The organism is Vibrio xiamenensis (assembly GCF_900100015.1).
GTDB lineage: Bacteria > Pseudomonadota > Gammaproteobacteria > Enterobacterales > Vibrionaceae > Vibrio > Vibrio xiamenensis.
In genome coordinates this window covers 1-14,998 of the sequence record NZ_FNDD01000032.1, presented here as the reverse complement: position 1 = coordinate 14,998, position 14,998 = coordinate 1, and the positions used below count along the sequence as shown (strand labels likewise).

The 14,998-nt window shown below is 43.3% G+C and carries 14 protein-coding genes and 1 pseudogene; 12 read left to right on the top strand and 3 right to left on the bottom strand.

Features of this window, described 5'->3' with window-relative positions:
• Nucleotides 1-22: 22 nt before the first annotated feature.
• Both BLS03_RS20380 and BLS03_RS20375 read left to right on the top strand, forming a co-directional pair.
• On the top strand, nt 23-1,747 hold the full coding sequence (locus tag BLS03_RS20380; RefSeq protein ID WP_093278364.1) for an SLC13 family permease: 1,725 nt from the start codon (nt 23-25) through the stop codon (nt 1,745-1,747).
• Between the two features lie 12 nt (nt 1,748-1,759).
• Nucleotides 1,760-2,317, top strand: a complete 558-nt coding sequence (locus tag BLS03_RS20375) for an adenylyl-sulfate kinase (protein WP_093278362.1) — start codon at nt 1,760-1,762, stop codon at nt 2,315-2,317.
• A 69-nt stretch (nt 2,318-2,386) separates the two neighbouring features.
• Here the strand turns inward: BLS03_RS20375 and BLS03_RS20370 are convergent, their stop codons facing one another.
• Both BLS03_RS20370 and zur read right to left on the bottom strand, forming a co-directional pair.
• Complete coding sequence (locus BLS03_RS20370; protein ID WP_093278360.1) at nt 2,387-2,848, bottom strand: chemotaxis protein CheX; 462 nt, start codon at nt 2,846-2,848, stop codon at nt 2,387-2,389.
• Between the two features lie 18 nt (nt 2,849-2,866).
• Nucleotides 2,867-3,325, bottom strand: a complete 459-nt coding sequence (gene zur / locus BLS03_RS20365; RefSeq protein ID WP_176765654.1) for a zinc uptake transcriptional repressor Zur — start codon at nt 3,323-3,325, stop codon at nt 2,867-2,869.
• A 429-nt stretch (nt 3,326-3,754) separates the two neighbouring features.
• On the opposite strand from zur, the gene BLS03_RS20360 reads away from it, so the two are divergent.
• From BLS03_RS20360 to BLS03_RS20350, 3 genes and pseudogenes are all read left to right on the top strand, one after another.
• Nucleotides 3,755-4,477, top strand: a complete 723-nt coding sequence (locus BLS03_RS20360; RefSeq protein WP_176765652.1) for a 7-cyano-7-deazaguanine synthase — start codon at nt 3,755-3,757, stop codon at nt 4,475-4,477.
• Nucleotides 4,478-4,490: 13 nt separating this feature from the next.
• A pseudogene (locus BLS03_RS25965) lies at nt 4,491-4,726 on the top strand (hypothetical protein).
• Between the two features lie 680 nt (nt 4,727-5,406).
• On the top strand, nt 5,407-7,104 hold the full coding sequence (locus BLS03_RS20350; protein ID WP_093278354.1) for an AIPR family protein: 1,698 nt from the start codon (nt 5,407-5,409) through the stop codon (nt 7,102-7,104).
• Nucleotides 7,105-7,166: 62 nt separating this feature from the next.
• On the opposite strand, the gene BLS03_RS25960 is transcribed toward BLS03_RS20350, so the two are convergent.
• On the bottom strand, nt 7,167-7,355 hold the full coding sequence (locus BLS03_RS25960) for a S24 family peptidase (RefSeq protein ID WP_425445122.1): 189 nt from the start codon (nt 7,353-7,355) through the stop codon (nt 7,167-7,169).
• Nucleotides 7,356-7,534: 179 nt separating this feature from the next.
• Between BLS03_RS25960 and dusA the strand changes: the two genes are divergently transcribed.
• The 7 genes from dusA to BLS03_RS20310 all read left to right on the top strand — a co-directional run bounded on the left by dusA (nt 7,535) and on the right by BLS03_RS20310 (nt 14,489).
• Nucleotides 7,535-8,539 carry a tRNA dihydrouridine(20/20a) synthase DusA gene (dusA, locus tag BLS03_RS20340; RefSeq protein WP_093278351.1) on the top strand — a complete coding sequence of 335 codons (1,005 nt, stop codon included), beginning with the start codon at nt 7,535-7,537 and terminating at the stop codon, nt 8,537-8,539.
• Between the two features lie 159 nt (nt 8,540-8,698).
• Nucleotides 8,699-8,911 (top strand): envelope stress response protein PspG, encoded by a 213-nt coding sequence (pspG, locus tag BLS03_RS20335; RefSeq protein WP_093278346.1) that lies wholly within the window; start codon nt 8,699-8,701, stop codon nt 8,909-8,911.
• A 94-nt stretch (nt 8,912-9,005) separates the two neighbouring features.
• A complete protein-coding gene (locus tag BLS03_RS20330) occupies nt 9,006-9,668 on the top strand; it encodes a TIGR04219 family outer membrane beta-barrel protein (protein WP_093278344.1) in 663 nt (220 codons plus the stop codon).
• 144 nt (nt 9,669-9,812) lie between these two features.
• Nucleotides 9,813-10,043 (top strand): hypothetical protein, encoded by a 231-nt coding sequence (locus tag BLS03_RS20325; protein WP_093278341.1) that lies wholly within the window; start codon nt 9,813-9,815, stop codon nt 10,041-10,043.
• 123 nt (nt 10,044-10,166) lie between these two features.
• Complete coding sequence (locus tag BLS03_RS20320; RefSeq protein ID WP_425445121.1) at nt 10,167-12,002, top strand: assimilatory sulfite reductase (NADPH) flavoprotein subunit; 1,836 nt, start codon at nt 10,167-10,169, stop codon at nt 12,000-12,002.
• Nucleotides 12,002-13,720: an assimilatory sulfite reductase (NADPH) hemoprotein subunit gene (cysI, locus tag BLS03_RS20315; RefSeq protein WP_093278335.1), complete on the top strand. Its 1,719-nt coding sequence runs from the start codon at nt 12,002-12,004 to the stop codon at nt 13,718-13,720. The genes BLS03_RS20320 and cysI overlap by 1 nt, the downstream gene beginning before the upstream one ends.
• Nucleotides 13,713-14,489 (top strand): phosphoadenylyl-sulfate reductase, encoded by a 777-nt coding sequence (locus BLS03_RS20310; protein ID WP_093278331.1) that lies wholly within the window; start codon nt 13,713-13,715, stop codon nt 14,487-14,489. Before cysI ends, BLS03_RS20310 begins: the two co-directional genes overlap by 8 nt.
• Nucleotides 14,490-14,998: the final 509 nt, after the last annotated feature.

Genomic DNA, 14,998 nt, shown 5'->3' with positions numbered 1-14,998 from the left:
TATCGCTTATTGGGATTCACTTATGTGGCAACAGCAATTTGTATTAGCGGTATTACTCGGCATCGTCGCGATGTTAGTGTTCACTCGCGTAAAACCGAGTTTCATCTTCTTTGGCGCCGCTTTTATTGCTTTTCTTAGTGGTTCGGTAGAATTAAGTGATTTGGCCAATAACTTTACTAACCCTTCGCTTTTGACCTTAGTGCTGTTGATTCTGGCTTCCTGCGCCTTAGAGAAAACCCGCTTAATCAGTTGGGTGAGCCGCAGCTTATCGAGCCAGCGACTCGGCAGCGTAGTGGCAAAATTGGGGCTTTCTACCGCGCTTCTGTCGTCATTTACCAATAATACTGCGGTGGTGGTGTCATTGATTGGCGCGGTAAAACGTAATCAAACCCATGCGCCATCAAGGCTATTATTACCTCTCTCCTATGCCGCTATTTTAGGTGGCACATTAACCTTAATTGGTACCTCAACGAACTTGATCATCAACAGCTTTGTGGAAGATGCGGGCTTGCCAAGTTTGCATTTTTTCACGCCAACGCTGATTGGTTTGGCGGTGCTCGCGGGCGGACTGGTTATTTTAATCCCCCTTAGTTATTGGTTACCTAATAACGATGATAGCGGTCAAGATGACCTGCCTTATTTTCTCGAAGCGCGCGTAGAACCCGGCTCTCAGTTAGTTGGTAAGACTATCGCGGAAAATAATTTGCGTGCGCTGCGTAAGCTATTTTTGGCCGAAGTCATCCGAGATGGCCAGACTGTTGCTTCAGTGAAGCCAGATTTTGAGCTCCAGGCTCGGGACAGGCTGCTATTTTGTGGCGACATAGAGAGCGTCGCCACGCTGCAGGAAATTAACGGCTTAACTTTGTTTGGACAGCATCACTTGAATGGTCAGCATTTGATTGAAGTGGTGGTCAGTTCTTCGGCAAGTATCTGTAGTAGCACATTAAAAGCCAGCCGATTTCGTGAGCGGTTTGATGCGGTAGTGGTCGCGATTCGCCGGGGGCATGAGCGTCTTGAAGGTGGGTTAGGAAGTGTTGTACTCAGCGCTGGCGATACTCTCGTTTTGGTGCCAGGTAAGCGCTTTAATAGTGAACGTAAAACTCAGCGCCGAGAGTTTGTTCAGGTTAACGATCTTGATTCTAGCGCGCGGCTTGATGATAAAAAATCGCTGTTGGTTTTACTTGGCTTTGTGGCTGTAATTGGTGTATCGCTGCTGGATGTTTTGCCACTGATTAAAGGTTTATCTCTGTATTTATTGGCGCTACTTGCCGCTGGTATTGTTCAGCTCAGCGAACTGAGACGGCGTTTCCCAATCGATATTATGGTCATCGTTGGCTCTGCGCTGTCGATTGCCCAATTGATGTTATCCAGTGGATTATCCGCCAGCGTCGGTCAATTTTTCATGCACACTTTTGATGGTTTTGGTGTGTATGGCGCGTTAGTGGCGACTTACTTACTCACGCTGATTCTCACCGAGTTAGTGACAAACAATGCCGCGGCAGCCTTGGCATTTCCGCTGGGTTATAGCATGGCGATGAGTTATGGCGTTGATCCTATGCCTTTTGTGATGGCGGTGTTATTCGGTGCAAGCGCCAGCTTCATTTCTCCATACGGCTATCAAACCAACCTTTTGGTATTCAGCATCGGTAATTATCGACTTAAAGATTATTTGCGCATCGGCATTCCTATGTCGCTGACGTATTCCACTTTAGTGCTGAGTTTAATTCCGTACTTTTTCCCTTTTTAAAGCAAAGTGACGATGATGGATAAGCTTTCAGAGCGTTCTTTTCAGGAGCCAGAAATAGTCGATAAAACGACTCGAGCCCAATTAAAAAGCGAGCGACCCATACTGGTGTGTTTTTCTGCTGCTCGGGAAGAGCAGAAGTTAGCGCTTGCTCGCGGGATGGAGCAAAAGCTTAAAGCGTTTGGCTGTCGTTACTTTCTGCTGGATGAGCAAACATTACGTCACGGCTTATGCAGTGACTTGGGTTTCTCCGAACAAGACTGCCGCGAGTATCTACGTCGGATTGGGCATCTAGCCAAACTGCTTATTGATACCCAATTAATCGTGTTAGCGACCGTTAATTTGGAGAGCCAGTCTGAATTTCAATATTTGCGCGATCTGTTTAAGCGTGATGAATTTCTGCAAGTGGAGATTAGGGGCGTTGAACCTAATGTTGAACCGACGCAAAGTGGGCGAGTAACTAGGGCTAGATCGTCTTCGGAGCCGGAAATCGTACTCTCTGATCAAGAGAGCATAACCACAATGGTGGAAGCTTGCCTTGCCGAGTTTCAACGTAGAAATATTGTGGTTTAAGAATGCGGGTTTTAAAAACAAAAAAGCTTCCACAAGGAAGCTTTTAATGAGTAACAGTTAACACTGACGTTATTCGAAGCAGATTTCGATAAACGCGTTACCCCATTGAGAGCTAAACGGCATAATAATAATAGCCCCTTCGCATTTATGGCGAATCGTATGACCTTTACCGGAAACCACCACTGGGGTTGCCATATCAAAGTCAAAGCCACTTTCGGCCAGAATACGTTTTGCGCCACCCGTAACCATGTTGGTGATTTCACCTACCATGTCGGTTACTTCGTCATTTAACCCATTGGGCCTTTCACCCAACATATTTTCCATGATTTCCAAGGCTAGGCTTTCATCGAATGTAATCGACATCGAGCCTTTTGTCTTTGGGCCGACCAAACCAATTAAACCAGACACATCGCCACGAGCAATTTCGTCTTTCTTAACTCTTGGTTTTTGAGGTTTCAGCTCAAGTGAAGCCATTGTTTTTAGCACATTCATCAAAGAAGCTAAAAATGGGTTTACAAATTCAGCGCGCATAAATCTTCTTCTTTAGCTTTATTGTGTTTTTTCAGAGGAGCAAGAGGCACATACACCATGAGATTCAATCACATGATTCGTGATTTGAAATTGATGCTTCTCTGCGTTCTGTTCTAACAAAGCCACCAAGTTATCATTTTGTATCTCGGTAACGTTTGCACAGCGATCACATATCAGTAAGTGAGAATAATGTTTATGGGCATTACAGGAACAACATGAGATAAAGCTGTTGGTCGACTCCACTCGATGAATGAACCCTTGCTCCATTAAAAAATCGAGAGCTCTATAGACTGTTGGCGGTTTAGCTTGAGGTTCACTCAGCTTAAGTTCGTCCAAAAGTTCATAGGCGCTGGACGCTTTTTTACTGGCGCAGATAAGCTCAAATACACGTTTTCTCTGCGGTGTCAGCCTGACTCCGCGTGCCGCACATATGTCTTCAATTTGCTTTGTTAGCTGTTGGTCCAAAATTTTCACCATCACTATTGGACTACGTTAATCATATACTATTTTCGTATGAGAGTTGGTATCGAAACAATAATTTTCTCATTAAGATCAAATTACAACCTTCGAAAATAGTATTAAAACACGTACGTCGTTGATACCAAGAGAATCCTATACGTTACTCTATTCACGACCAAAACGATACCGACAAGATCGCATCAGTTAGAACATTATATCTAACCAATCCCTCAATATCATACATCGCCTTCCACTTGCCGCTCTATTCAAACATCAGCAAGGTTTGTCGCTGGACTGATTCGTGAACAATTTTGGTTCTTGCGCGATGAAATAGATTTACTGACTTCAGAAATTGAGATGAAAAATCAGACTAGTCTTAGCGGATTCCCACAATGAGAATTTTAGTATGAGTTTGATTTCATAATGTGTGGATGGGGAAATTTTACAATGAATAACGAAAGTAGTAACGAATGCGTCAACGTACTTTGGACGGGAGGGTGGGATTCGTCTTTTCGAGTCATTCAGGCCGTTAAGCAAGGAAACATTGTTCAACCGTATTACGTTATTGATACCAGCCGACAGTCAAGTCTCAAAGAAATCAAACAAATGCAGAAAATACGCGCTGCTTTGTCTGCTAAGTACTCTAACGGCACGGTAAATGAGATTAAGTATATCAATATTGATTCTTTAGTGGCTGAACCTAAGTACAAACAAGCACATAGTCGATTATTAAAGCAGAACTTTATGGGAACACAATATATATGGCTATCGGCGCTTTCAAAGCAGATCAGTAATTTAGAGTTATGCATTCATCGTGATGACAAAGCTGAGTTTTTTGTTAACAAGTTAGAGGCTCAAAGAGCGAATAATCCTGATGGTGCGCGAGACTCAGATGAGGAGCTTATCTTTGGTTCTTTGAAGTATCCGATTTTGAATTACACCAAAGTCGACATGGCAGAGGAATGTAAGAAAGATGGGGATTTAGACATACTGAATATGTCCTGGTTTTGTTTCTCTCCAATCAACGATACGCCTTGTGGCTTGTGCAATCCATGCAAGTATTCCCTTGAGGAAGGCATGCAAAATCGCTTTACCACTCGTGGCAAGCTCTATAGTAAGGCTCCAGTTGTATTTGGTACGGTTCGAAAGATCGCACGCCGATTTTTCTAAGACTACTTTTGACATGAATGTTAGTGAACAGGCCGCTTTAAGCGGCCTTATTTTTTTGTATTTATTCCATCAACCCTCAACCCAAAAAGGCGTAGCACTGGTTGGTGCGGGTATCGCCCTTGCTTCTGGTCACCCTGATCTACTGACCGCGAGCGTAACGACTGACGGGGGGGCAATATGGCGGCATTGTTAGCACTGCGGTGTCGGTTGCTTGGGCTTTGGGAAACGTTTCGTAAAGAATTCGACTAATGGCCGAGTATCAAACGCTGATTGTTGCGGCAGTCAGCGTCCTATTTAATGGGATAGGTGTCGGCGTCACCCTCAAAACCGATGTGAAGGGCTGGCTCCCACACTCCCTGAGCATACGGATGACATAGCGTTTGGTGCGCCCTGAGTTATCCCATAAATCTCGGCCACTCATGTACTTATCAAGTAATACGCGGAGGGTACTGACCTATCGACACCGAGTCCCCCTTGCTTCTCTAGTTCGAGCACTCTTTTCACGCCAAATGATTTAGTAAGAGCTTTCCTTTTAAAAGTCTTGGATTCTCTGTGTATAATGCGCCCACAATTTTTACTCTGTCGTTTTACCGCGGAGTTCGCAATGCGTGAAGTAAGCGAATTTTAGGGAAATTCCATGAGATTGACGGCAATAACTGAACAAAAAATATTGAGGTAAATCAGTGTCTAACCCCGATAAAATCAAGCAATTCGAACCTTGCCGCTTCTCCGTCGCTCCCATACTCGGTTGGATCGTATAGACTATTAAAACAATAGGTTAGGTTTTATAGGGGGATTAGCTTCAAACCAAGGTAGCTCTACACAAATATAATTTTAAATGAATCACATATCAGGTGCTTTCAGTTGCATATTGGCTGTCATTTTAGATATTATATTAATAATATATTAATTAATTGTCTGGATTTTAAATGTCTAAAAATGATCAGGTATTAATCGACCAAATTGTTCAGCAAGAGTATTCAAACAATTCTGAATATAAAACGGAAGATAGTTTTTTTGAGTTTTATACATCATCTCAATTATTAAGAAATTATGACTTAAGCTATGATGAAATAGAAAAGGGGATCTGTGGGACTTCTCTTGATGGTGGAGCTGACTCTATTTATGTTTTTGTTAATGATGACTTGATCGATGAGGACTCAAACGTAGCAGAAAATTATAAAAGAAATGCGGTCATAGAGTTAGTAATAATTCAGAGTAAAAATGAGAAGTCTTTTGGTGAAGATGCGGTTCTTAAATTAGGGAAATTGAGTAAAAACCTATTAGATTTGGATTTTAATCCTGATAGCTTTAAAGGTAGATATAATGAGATAGTACTATCAAAATTCAGTCTTTTTAAGGAGACATATTTTTCATTATTGACAAAAAAACCAAAACTGAAAGTTCGGTATTATTATGTGAGTAAAGGTATTCATGTTCATCCTAATGTTGAAGCTCAGATCGCTGAACTTAAAGCTGATGTCTCTGATATTTTAACTGAAGCTGAAGTATCCTTTGATACCATTGGAGCAACCAAGCTTCTTGAAATATATAGAAAAAAAGAAAATGAGGTCTTTACTCTGAAACTGGCTGAGAACCCATTATCTTCCCAAGGTAAAGTCTTCATTTCGTTGGTTGCTTTACGCAATTATCATGATTTTATTACAGATGATGATGGAAAAGTTATTAGGCATATTTTTGAATCTAATGTCCGAGACTATCAAGGGCGAAGTAATGTTAATCTTGATATAAAAGAAACTTTGGAATTAGGTGATTCTGCTGAAGATTTTTGGTGGCTGAATAATGGGGTAACAGTTCTAGCAAGTGATGTTTCAGCCCCTGGTGGAAAAGAGTTGATCATACACAACCCTGAAATAGTTAATGGGCTTCAAACATCTACAGAGCTCTATAGATTCTTCTCTGAAAAAAATAAGGAATATCAAGATTCTAGGAATATACTTGTAAGAGTTATAGTTCCAGATAATGAAGCTAGCAGAGACAAAATCATTAGGGCTACTAACAGTCAAACTCCTATCCCTAAGGCCTCACTTCGTGCAACGGATGCTATTCATCGAGATATTGAAGATTACCTAAAACCAAGAGGTCTCTTTTATGATCGAAGGAAAAATTATTATAAGAATGATGGTAAGAAGCCTAGTGATATTGTGAGTATTCCTTTCTTAGCTCAATGTTTGATGGCTATTACGATGCAGAAGCCTGATTTTGCTAGAGCTAGACCATCTACTTTGCTTGAAGATAATGAGTCTTATCAAAAGTTATATAATAAAGACAATAATGATGTTAAATCTTACTATGTGGCTGCATTGATAGGAAAAGAAGTAGAGCGCATTCTGAGGAATAAAGATGAGTTAATTACATCTGATAAAAACAATATTAAATTCTATATTGTTTATCTTTGTGCTGTTTTACTTGCTAATAATAAATTTCCCGGATTCCGTTCTCTTTCTGAAATAAATCCTAAAGACATTAATGATGAAGTTTTGGAAAAGTCTTACGATATTGTAGTTAGTGTCTATAAAGGATTAGGTGGTGGGGATAAACTCGCTAAAGGGCAAGGGATTATTAATAAATTAAAGGAAAATATGGATAGCTATATTAATTCATGATCGCTTGAGTGAAGGGGGGTTATACCCCTTCACTTGCTTTTACATCCTTTGTCCTGACCAAACTACCTCGCCAATAATCTCAAAATCATTGTTGTTGATTTCGGACTTTGTAAGGCTCTATCCTTGTAAGTGTCGTTATCACTGACCATGGCCAATCCGTCCTTTGAGAACTGCAAACGCTTCACCATCAACTGACCGTCATAACGGAATACATAAATAGAATCTCCAGTGAATTGCTCAACTCTTTTCACGCCAAATGATTTAGTAAGAGCTTTCCTTTTAAAAGTATTGGATTCTCCGTGTATAATGCGCCCACAATTTTTACTCTGTCGTTTTACCGCGGAGTTCGCAATGCGTGAAGTAAGCGAATTTTAGGGAAATTCCATGAGATTGACGGCAATAACTGAACAAAAAATATTGAGGTAAATCAGTGTCTAACCCCGATAAAATCAAGCAATTCGAACCTTGCCGTTTTTCTGTAGCACCTATGTTGGATTGGACAGATCGCCATTGTCGTTACTTCCATCGCCTGTTATCGCAGCAAACACTGCTTTATACCGAAATGGTGACGACGGGTGCGATTATTCATGGCAAAGGGGATTTTCTTGCTTATAACCGAGAAGAACATCCGGTGGCACTTCAGCTTGGCGGCTCTAATCCGCAAGATTTAGCGCACTGTGCGAAATTGGCGCAGGAGCGTGGCTACGATGAAGTTAACTTGAATGTTGGCTGCCCGTCAGATCGAGTTCAAAATGGTCGTTTTGGCGCATGTTTAATGGCTGAGCCTGAGCTGGTGGCCGAGTGTGTTGCTGAGATGAAAGCTGTGGTTGATATTCCAGTGACGGTAAAAACCCGTATTGGAATCGATGAGCAAGATTCTTACGAGTTTCTCACCCAGTTTGTTTCAACCGTTGCTGAAAAGGGCGGGTGTGAACAATTTACTATCCATGCTCGTAAGGCTTGGCTATCCGGTTTGAGTCCAAAACAGAACCGCGAGATCCCACCACTTGATTACCCACGTGCCTATCAGATCAAAAAAGATTTTCCCGAGTTGGTGATTGCCGTTAATGGTGGCATTACTACGCTTGAACAAGCCAAATTGCATCTACAGCACCTTGATGGTGTTATGGTAGGACGCGAAGCGTATCAAAACCCTTATATTCTGGCTGAGGTTGACCAGCAGTTGTTTGGCTCTGATGCGCCAGTGAAAAAGCGTCGCCAAGTCGTGGAAGAGATGTATCCATACATTGAGCAACAGTTATCGCAAGGGGCTTACCTCGGTCACATCACTCGCCATATGCTGGGGTTATTCCAGAACATGCCAGGCGCACGCCAATGGCGTCGCTACATCAGTGAAAACGCGCATAAACCGGGCTCTGGTATTGAAGTCGTCCAAGCAGCTTTGGCAAAAATTCCTCAAGAGCTGGATGTGTGAATTTCACCATTAGATGGTTAAATTTACCTAATTAAAAATAATCAAACGGAGCTAAGTTTACTGGCTCCGTTTTTTTATATTATTTTTCAGGTAATTATGATGATCATTCTTTTGGCTTGGTTCATGCAATACAAGTAGCGATAACAAGGAGAAACCATCATGTTCGAGATTATCTTTATTTTGGTATTTGTGGCCACTTTGCTGGTGACTGGCGTAACCATGTTTACGATTTTTGCTGCTACAGGTTTGGCTTTGTTTGTTATGGCCATTATCGGTATGGTCGGCGCGGCTATGAAGTTGCTGCCATGGTTGATTGTGATCGTGCTAGGTGTGTGGTTTTTCAAAAAATGTGTCTATCAGCCACGCAGGTAAATCGTGGGATTTGTAATAAGTGAGATTGGTAACGATGCTACTATCTAGCACAAAACAAAAACTGGGTAGATCCCGCGTTTAGGTAGGAGCGTACATGAAATCAAAGTCGATATTGTGGATGACGGGCGCGTTGGGAGCGTGGCTTGCTTTTCCAGCTTGTGCGGCGGAGCATTTTGAAGTCAGCGTTGGTGCTGATATGTGGTTTGGCGATACTAAGATTAACGAAATTCGTCGTGATCACGATGCTGCGCCTAGTGGCTACATTACGCTAGAAAATGACTTTGCTTTTGTGCCAAACGCTCGGTTTCGTTACACCACCGTAGATAGCAACTACTTGGCTTTTGATAAATACGACCTGACTCTTTATTACCGAGTTTTAGATCATGAGCTGATGCATTTTAACGCTGGTGTATCGCTGATGAATTTATCGGATACTGAATACCGCAATGCCTACAACAATCAGCGCAGTGATTTTGATGAAACTGAGATGACTTGGTTTCTGGCTGCTGAGCTTAATGTGCCTAATACGCCAGCAGATATCGTCGGTGAGGTGAACTTTGCTGATAACAATGGCTTTAAAAGTACCGACTTTATTGCCGCGCTCCAGTATCGAATGCCAACAGAGGGGCATGAGCTAGTCATGCGTGGCGGTTATCGTGTCATCGACTTACAATCTGAGAAGTTTTCATCACCGACGCTCGGTGATTCCTATGTCTTTGTTGACGGTTGGTTTGTTGGAATGCGATATCAGTTTTAAGATCAGCTGGAAGTTATTAAAACGTCACTCTCTAAAGTGGCGTTTTTTTATACCTATTTCTTATATAGACAAAAATTTTTCAGCAAGTTTTTAGCAATTAGCCATGCTTATTAAGCACAGATCGAAACAGGGATAAGGGATTCTATGACGATCAACGAACTGAGAAATTTGTACCGCGAAAATCTGCTTATCGAAGCCATCATCGAGCCTTCTGCTTTGGAAGGAAGTTGGATTGTCGAGTTTCGCCACTCCAAAGGTGGCTTTGTACTGTTAACGGATTCACAGGGAGAAGAGTGTCAATACCTCGACCTGGATCTTGCCTCAAAATCGGCCATGGCGGTCGGTTTCAAACAAGTTAGAGTGGAAAACAAATAAATACTGCTCACTCTTACCGCGCTTTTTAATTCTAATCGTTATAAAACATTCTCTTCTATTCTTTCTTGTTATTAACTGAAGTGGTTAATCTATCGTCACGCAATGAAAAGGGATGTCGTGACCATGTCTTCCACCGGAAACACGCAATTACAACAAATGCCGGCTCTAGCAAGCCCGCTTAATGATCAGCAGCTAAACCAGCTGCAACAAACGGTTTCTCAACTTTCTCCACAACAACTGGCATGGGTCAGTGGTTATTTCTGGGGAATCAGCCAAGCACAACCTACTGGTGTGGCGGGTGTGGCTAACGCTCAAGTTGCCTCGTCAGCTCAGCCTGCGGGTAAGTTAACGATTATTTATGCCTCGCAAACAGGTAACGCCAAAGGTGTTGCTGAAGCGTTAGAACATGAAGCGAAAGCTGCAGGTATTCATGCTGAGCTTTTTGACGCCAGCGATTACAAAGGCAAGAACCTAGCTAAAGAAACCCACGTTATTATCGTGGCTTCGACTAATGGTGAAGGTGAAGCACCGGATAACGCGCTTGAACTGCATGAATTTTTGCAATCGAAAAAAGCCCCTAAGTTGCCAAACCTGCAATACGGTGTGATTGGTCTGGGTGATTCAAGCTACGAGTTCTTCTGTCAAACCGGTAAAGATTTCGATGCGTTCTTAGCCAAACAAGGTGCAACGCCATTTATCGATCGCGTTGATTGCGATGTTGATTATGAAGCCGATGCGCAAACTTGGCGCGCTGCGGCACTTGAAAAAGTCAAACAGGCGCTTGCTGGTGCTGAAGCGGAAGTTGTGCAATTACCTGTTGGCCAAAGCGCAGCGTCAGAAGGCTCTCAATATACTAAGCAGAATCCTTATACCGCGACGTTGCTGACTAACCAGAAAATCACCGGTCGTGACTCTGGCAAAGACGTGCGTCATATCGAAATTGATCTTGATGGTTCTGGCATTAGCTATCAGCCGGGTGATGCGTTGGGTGTTTGGTATGAAAACAGCCCAGAACTGGCGAATGAAATTTTGGCTGCGGTTGGGTTGTCTGGCGTTGAGAGTGTCGACGTCGACGGTGAAAGCCTCTCTATTCATAGTGCTTTGGTTTGCAAATATGAAATTACCGCGGCAAACCCGCAACTGGTGACTAAGTTTGCTGAGCTATCGCAAAGTAAAAAGTTACTGGAGCTGGTGGAAGATAAAGACGCACTGCGCGAATACGCAGGCAATACCCAAGTCGTGGATGTGCTTACTGAGCAACAAACCAAACTGAGTGCAGAGCAATTGGTAAGTTTGCTGCGCCGATTGACACCTCGTCTTTACTCTATTGCTTCATCACAGGCGGAAGTCGAAGATGAAGTCCACCTCACTTTGGGTGTGGTCGAGTACCAGCACGGTGACAAAGCGCGCTTTGGTGGTGCTTCAAGCTTCCTTTCCCATCGTTTGGAAGAAGGCGATGAAGTGAAAGTGTTTATCGAGCACAACAACAACTTCAAATTACCAGCTGATGACAACACGCCGGTTATCATGATTGGCCCAGGTACAGGTATTGCACCGTTCCGCAGCTTTATTCAAGAGCGTGAAAGCCGAGATGCGGAAGGTAAAAACTGGTTGTTCTTTGGCGACCGTACCTTTACTCAAGACTTCCTCTATCAAGTGGAATGGCAAAAGTATTTGAAATCCGGAGTGTTGAGCAAGTTGGACGTGGCATTTAGCCGTGACCAAGCAGAAAAAGTGTATGTTCAACAGCGAATCCTCGAAAACGCCGAGCAAGTTTGGCAGTGGATTCAAGACGGCGCCTACATCTATGTATGTGGTGATGCGACGCGCATGGCCAAAGATGTACATGAAGCGCTTATCGAAGTGACTGTCGCGCAGGGCAATTTAGCTCGCGAAGATGCAGAAGAATTTATTAATAGCTTACGTAAAGAAAAACGTTATCAAAGGGATGTGTACTAATGAGTGAACAGCAAGAAGTATTAGGGCAAGTGCTTGGTCCACTTTCCGATAACGAACGCCTAAAGAAAGAGAGCAACTTTCTACGCGGCACGATCGAGCAAGATCTGCAAGATCGCATCACTGGTGGCTTTACCGCAGACAACTTCCAGCTGATCCGTTTTCACGGTATGTATCAGCAGGATGACCGCGATATTCGTGCGGAGCGTACCAAACAGAAGTTGGAGCCGCTGCATAATGTCATGCTTCGAGCTCGTATGCCTGGTGGCATCATCAAGCCAGAGCAATGGCTAGCGATCGATAAGTTTGCAACCGAACACTCACTCTACGGCAGTATTCGTTTAACGACGCGTCAAACATTCCAATTTCACGGCGTATTGAAACCAAATATTAAATTGATGCACCAAACCCTCAATAGCATTGGCATTGATTCTATCGCAACCGCTGGTGACGTGAACCGTAACGTATTGTGTACCTCAAACCCAGTAGAGTCAGAGCTACACCAAGAAGCCTATGAGTGGGCGGCAAAAATCAGTGAACATCTGCTACCCAAAACTCGCGCTTACGCAGAGATTTGGCTAGACGGTGAAAAAGTTGAAACCACAGATGAAGAGCCAATCTTGGGTAGCACTTATCTGCCGCGTAAGTTCAAAACCACGGTAGTCATTCCACCGCATAACGATATCGATGTTCATGCAAATGATCTTAACTTCGTTGCGATTGCTGACAATGGCAAGCTGGTGGGTTTTAACGTTTTAGTTGGCGGTGGTTTGGCAATGACTCACGGTGATACTTCGACATACCCGCGCCGCGCCGATGACTTTGGCTTTATTCCTCTAGAAAAAACGCTAGATGTGGCTGCAGCCGTGGTGACGACGCAGCGGGATTGGGGTAACCGTTCAAATCGTAAGAACGCGAAAACCAAATACACTCTCGACCGTGTCGGTATTGATGTATTTAAAGCCGAAGTAGAGAAACGTGCTGGCATTGCTTTTGAAGCATCACGTCCGTATGAGTTTACTAGCCGCGGCGATCGCATCGGTTGGGTTGAAGGCATCGATGGTAAGCACCACTTAGCACTGTTTATCGAGAATGGTCGTTTGCTTGATTACCCTGGCAAACCGCTTAAAACCGGCGTGGCTGAAATTGCCAAAATTCACCAAGGTGATTTTCGCATGACCGCCAACCAGAACCTTATCGTTGCTGGTGTACCTACAGAACAGAAAGAAGCGATTGAAAAAATCGCTCGTGATCATGGTTTGATGGACGACTCCGTCAGTGAGCAGCGTAAAAACTCGATGGCGTGTGTTGCTTTTCCTACGTGTCCACTTGCCATGGCTGAAGCTGAACGTTTTCTGCCGCAATTTGTTACTGACGTTGAGCAAATTCTTGAGAAACACGATTTGCCAAAAGAAGAGAACATCATTCTTCGTGTCACAGGATGTCCAAACGGGTGTGGCCGCGCCATGCTGGCTGAAATCGGTCTAGTAGGGAAAGCGCCAGGACGTTACAACCTTCATTTAGGTGGTAACCGAGCTGGTACTCGCGTGCCAAAAATGTACAAAGAGAATATTACCGATGCGCAGATCTTAGAAGAGATCGATCAACTGGTAGGCCGCTGGGCAACTGAGCGTCAACCAGAAGAAGCATTTGGTGATTTCACTATTAGAACTGGGATCATCGAAGAAGTCGTGATCTCCAAAAGGGATTTCCATGCATAATTCTGTAGCTGTTAAACCTCAGCTTAAAGAGTTGCTTTCAATGACAAAGACGGAGCAAGCGCTCCATCTTGCAGAGATAAACTCAGAGCTTGAGGAAATGACTGCCCAAGAGCGCGTCAAATGGGCAATAGAAAATCTGGAAGGCCAACATGCCGTATCGAGCAGTTTCGGTATTCAAGCCGCGGTAATGCTTCACTTGGTTACACAAGTGCAGCCGGATATGCCAGTGATCCTGACTGACACTGGGTATCTGTTTGCAGAAACGTATCGCTTTATTGATGAGTTGACTGAACAGCTAAATCTCAATCTCAAAGTGTACCGAGCGCAGCAAAGTCCAAATTGGCAAGAAGCGCGTTATGGAAAACTGTGGGAGCAAGGTTTAGAAGGGATCGAGAAATACAACAAGATCAATAAAGTTGAACCTATGCGTCAGGCTCTAAATGAGCTGCAAGTCGGAACATGGTTCTCTGGTTTACGCCGCGAGCAATCGAAGTCTCGAGAAAACTTACCGGTATTGTCTGTTCAAAATGGTGTGTTTAAGTTTCTGCCAGTTATCGATTGGACGAATAAAGACGTCCACTATTACTTAGAAGAGCACGGACTGAAATATCATCCGCTTTGGGATGAAGGCTATCTATCTGTTGGTGATACCCACACGACGAGAAAGTGGGAGCCGGGTATGAGTGAAGAAGAAACCCGTTTCTTTGGCTTGAAACGAGAGTGTGGTCTTCATGAAGATGACGGTGAGCAACATGGATCAGGGATTTGATCCTCTTATATAGAGCAAGATTGGATTAGAATCTGTGTAAAGAGAGAGGTCGCTATTAAAGCGGCCTTTTATTTTTATACCAATTGTGGATAAGTCTGTGAGTATCTTGTTTCTATTATTGGGGTAAAGTTGAATAAATAACGCTTTGGACGCTTATTGCGCGGTTAGACGTTATTTTTGCAATTTTTCTAATTTTTCCCTTGCCAATGTGATTACGATCTCTATAATGCCACCTCGTCGACAGGGCAAGGGCTCACAAGAGTTTAAGCCAGTCAGACAGGTCAAATAGCAAAACGAAATAGTCAATTGCCTTTACTTTCGAAAAAGTAAAATAAAAAGCAAAAAGTGTTTGACACTGAAGATTATCTCGCTAGAATGGCCGCCTCTTCCGAAGTGACTCCGGTCACAAAGAAGAAAGCTCTTTAACAATATAAACCTATCAATCTGTGTGGGCACTCGTTGATGATAATCAAATTAGAAACTTCGGTTTCAAATTGGTTTCAATGAAC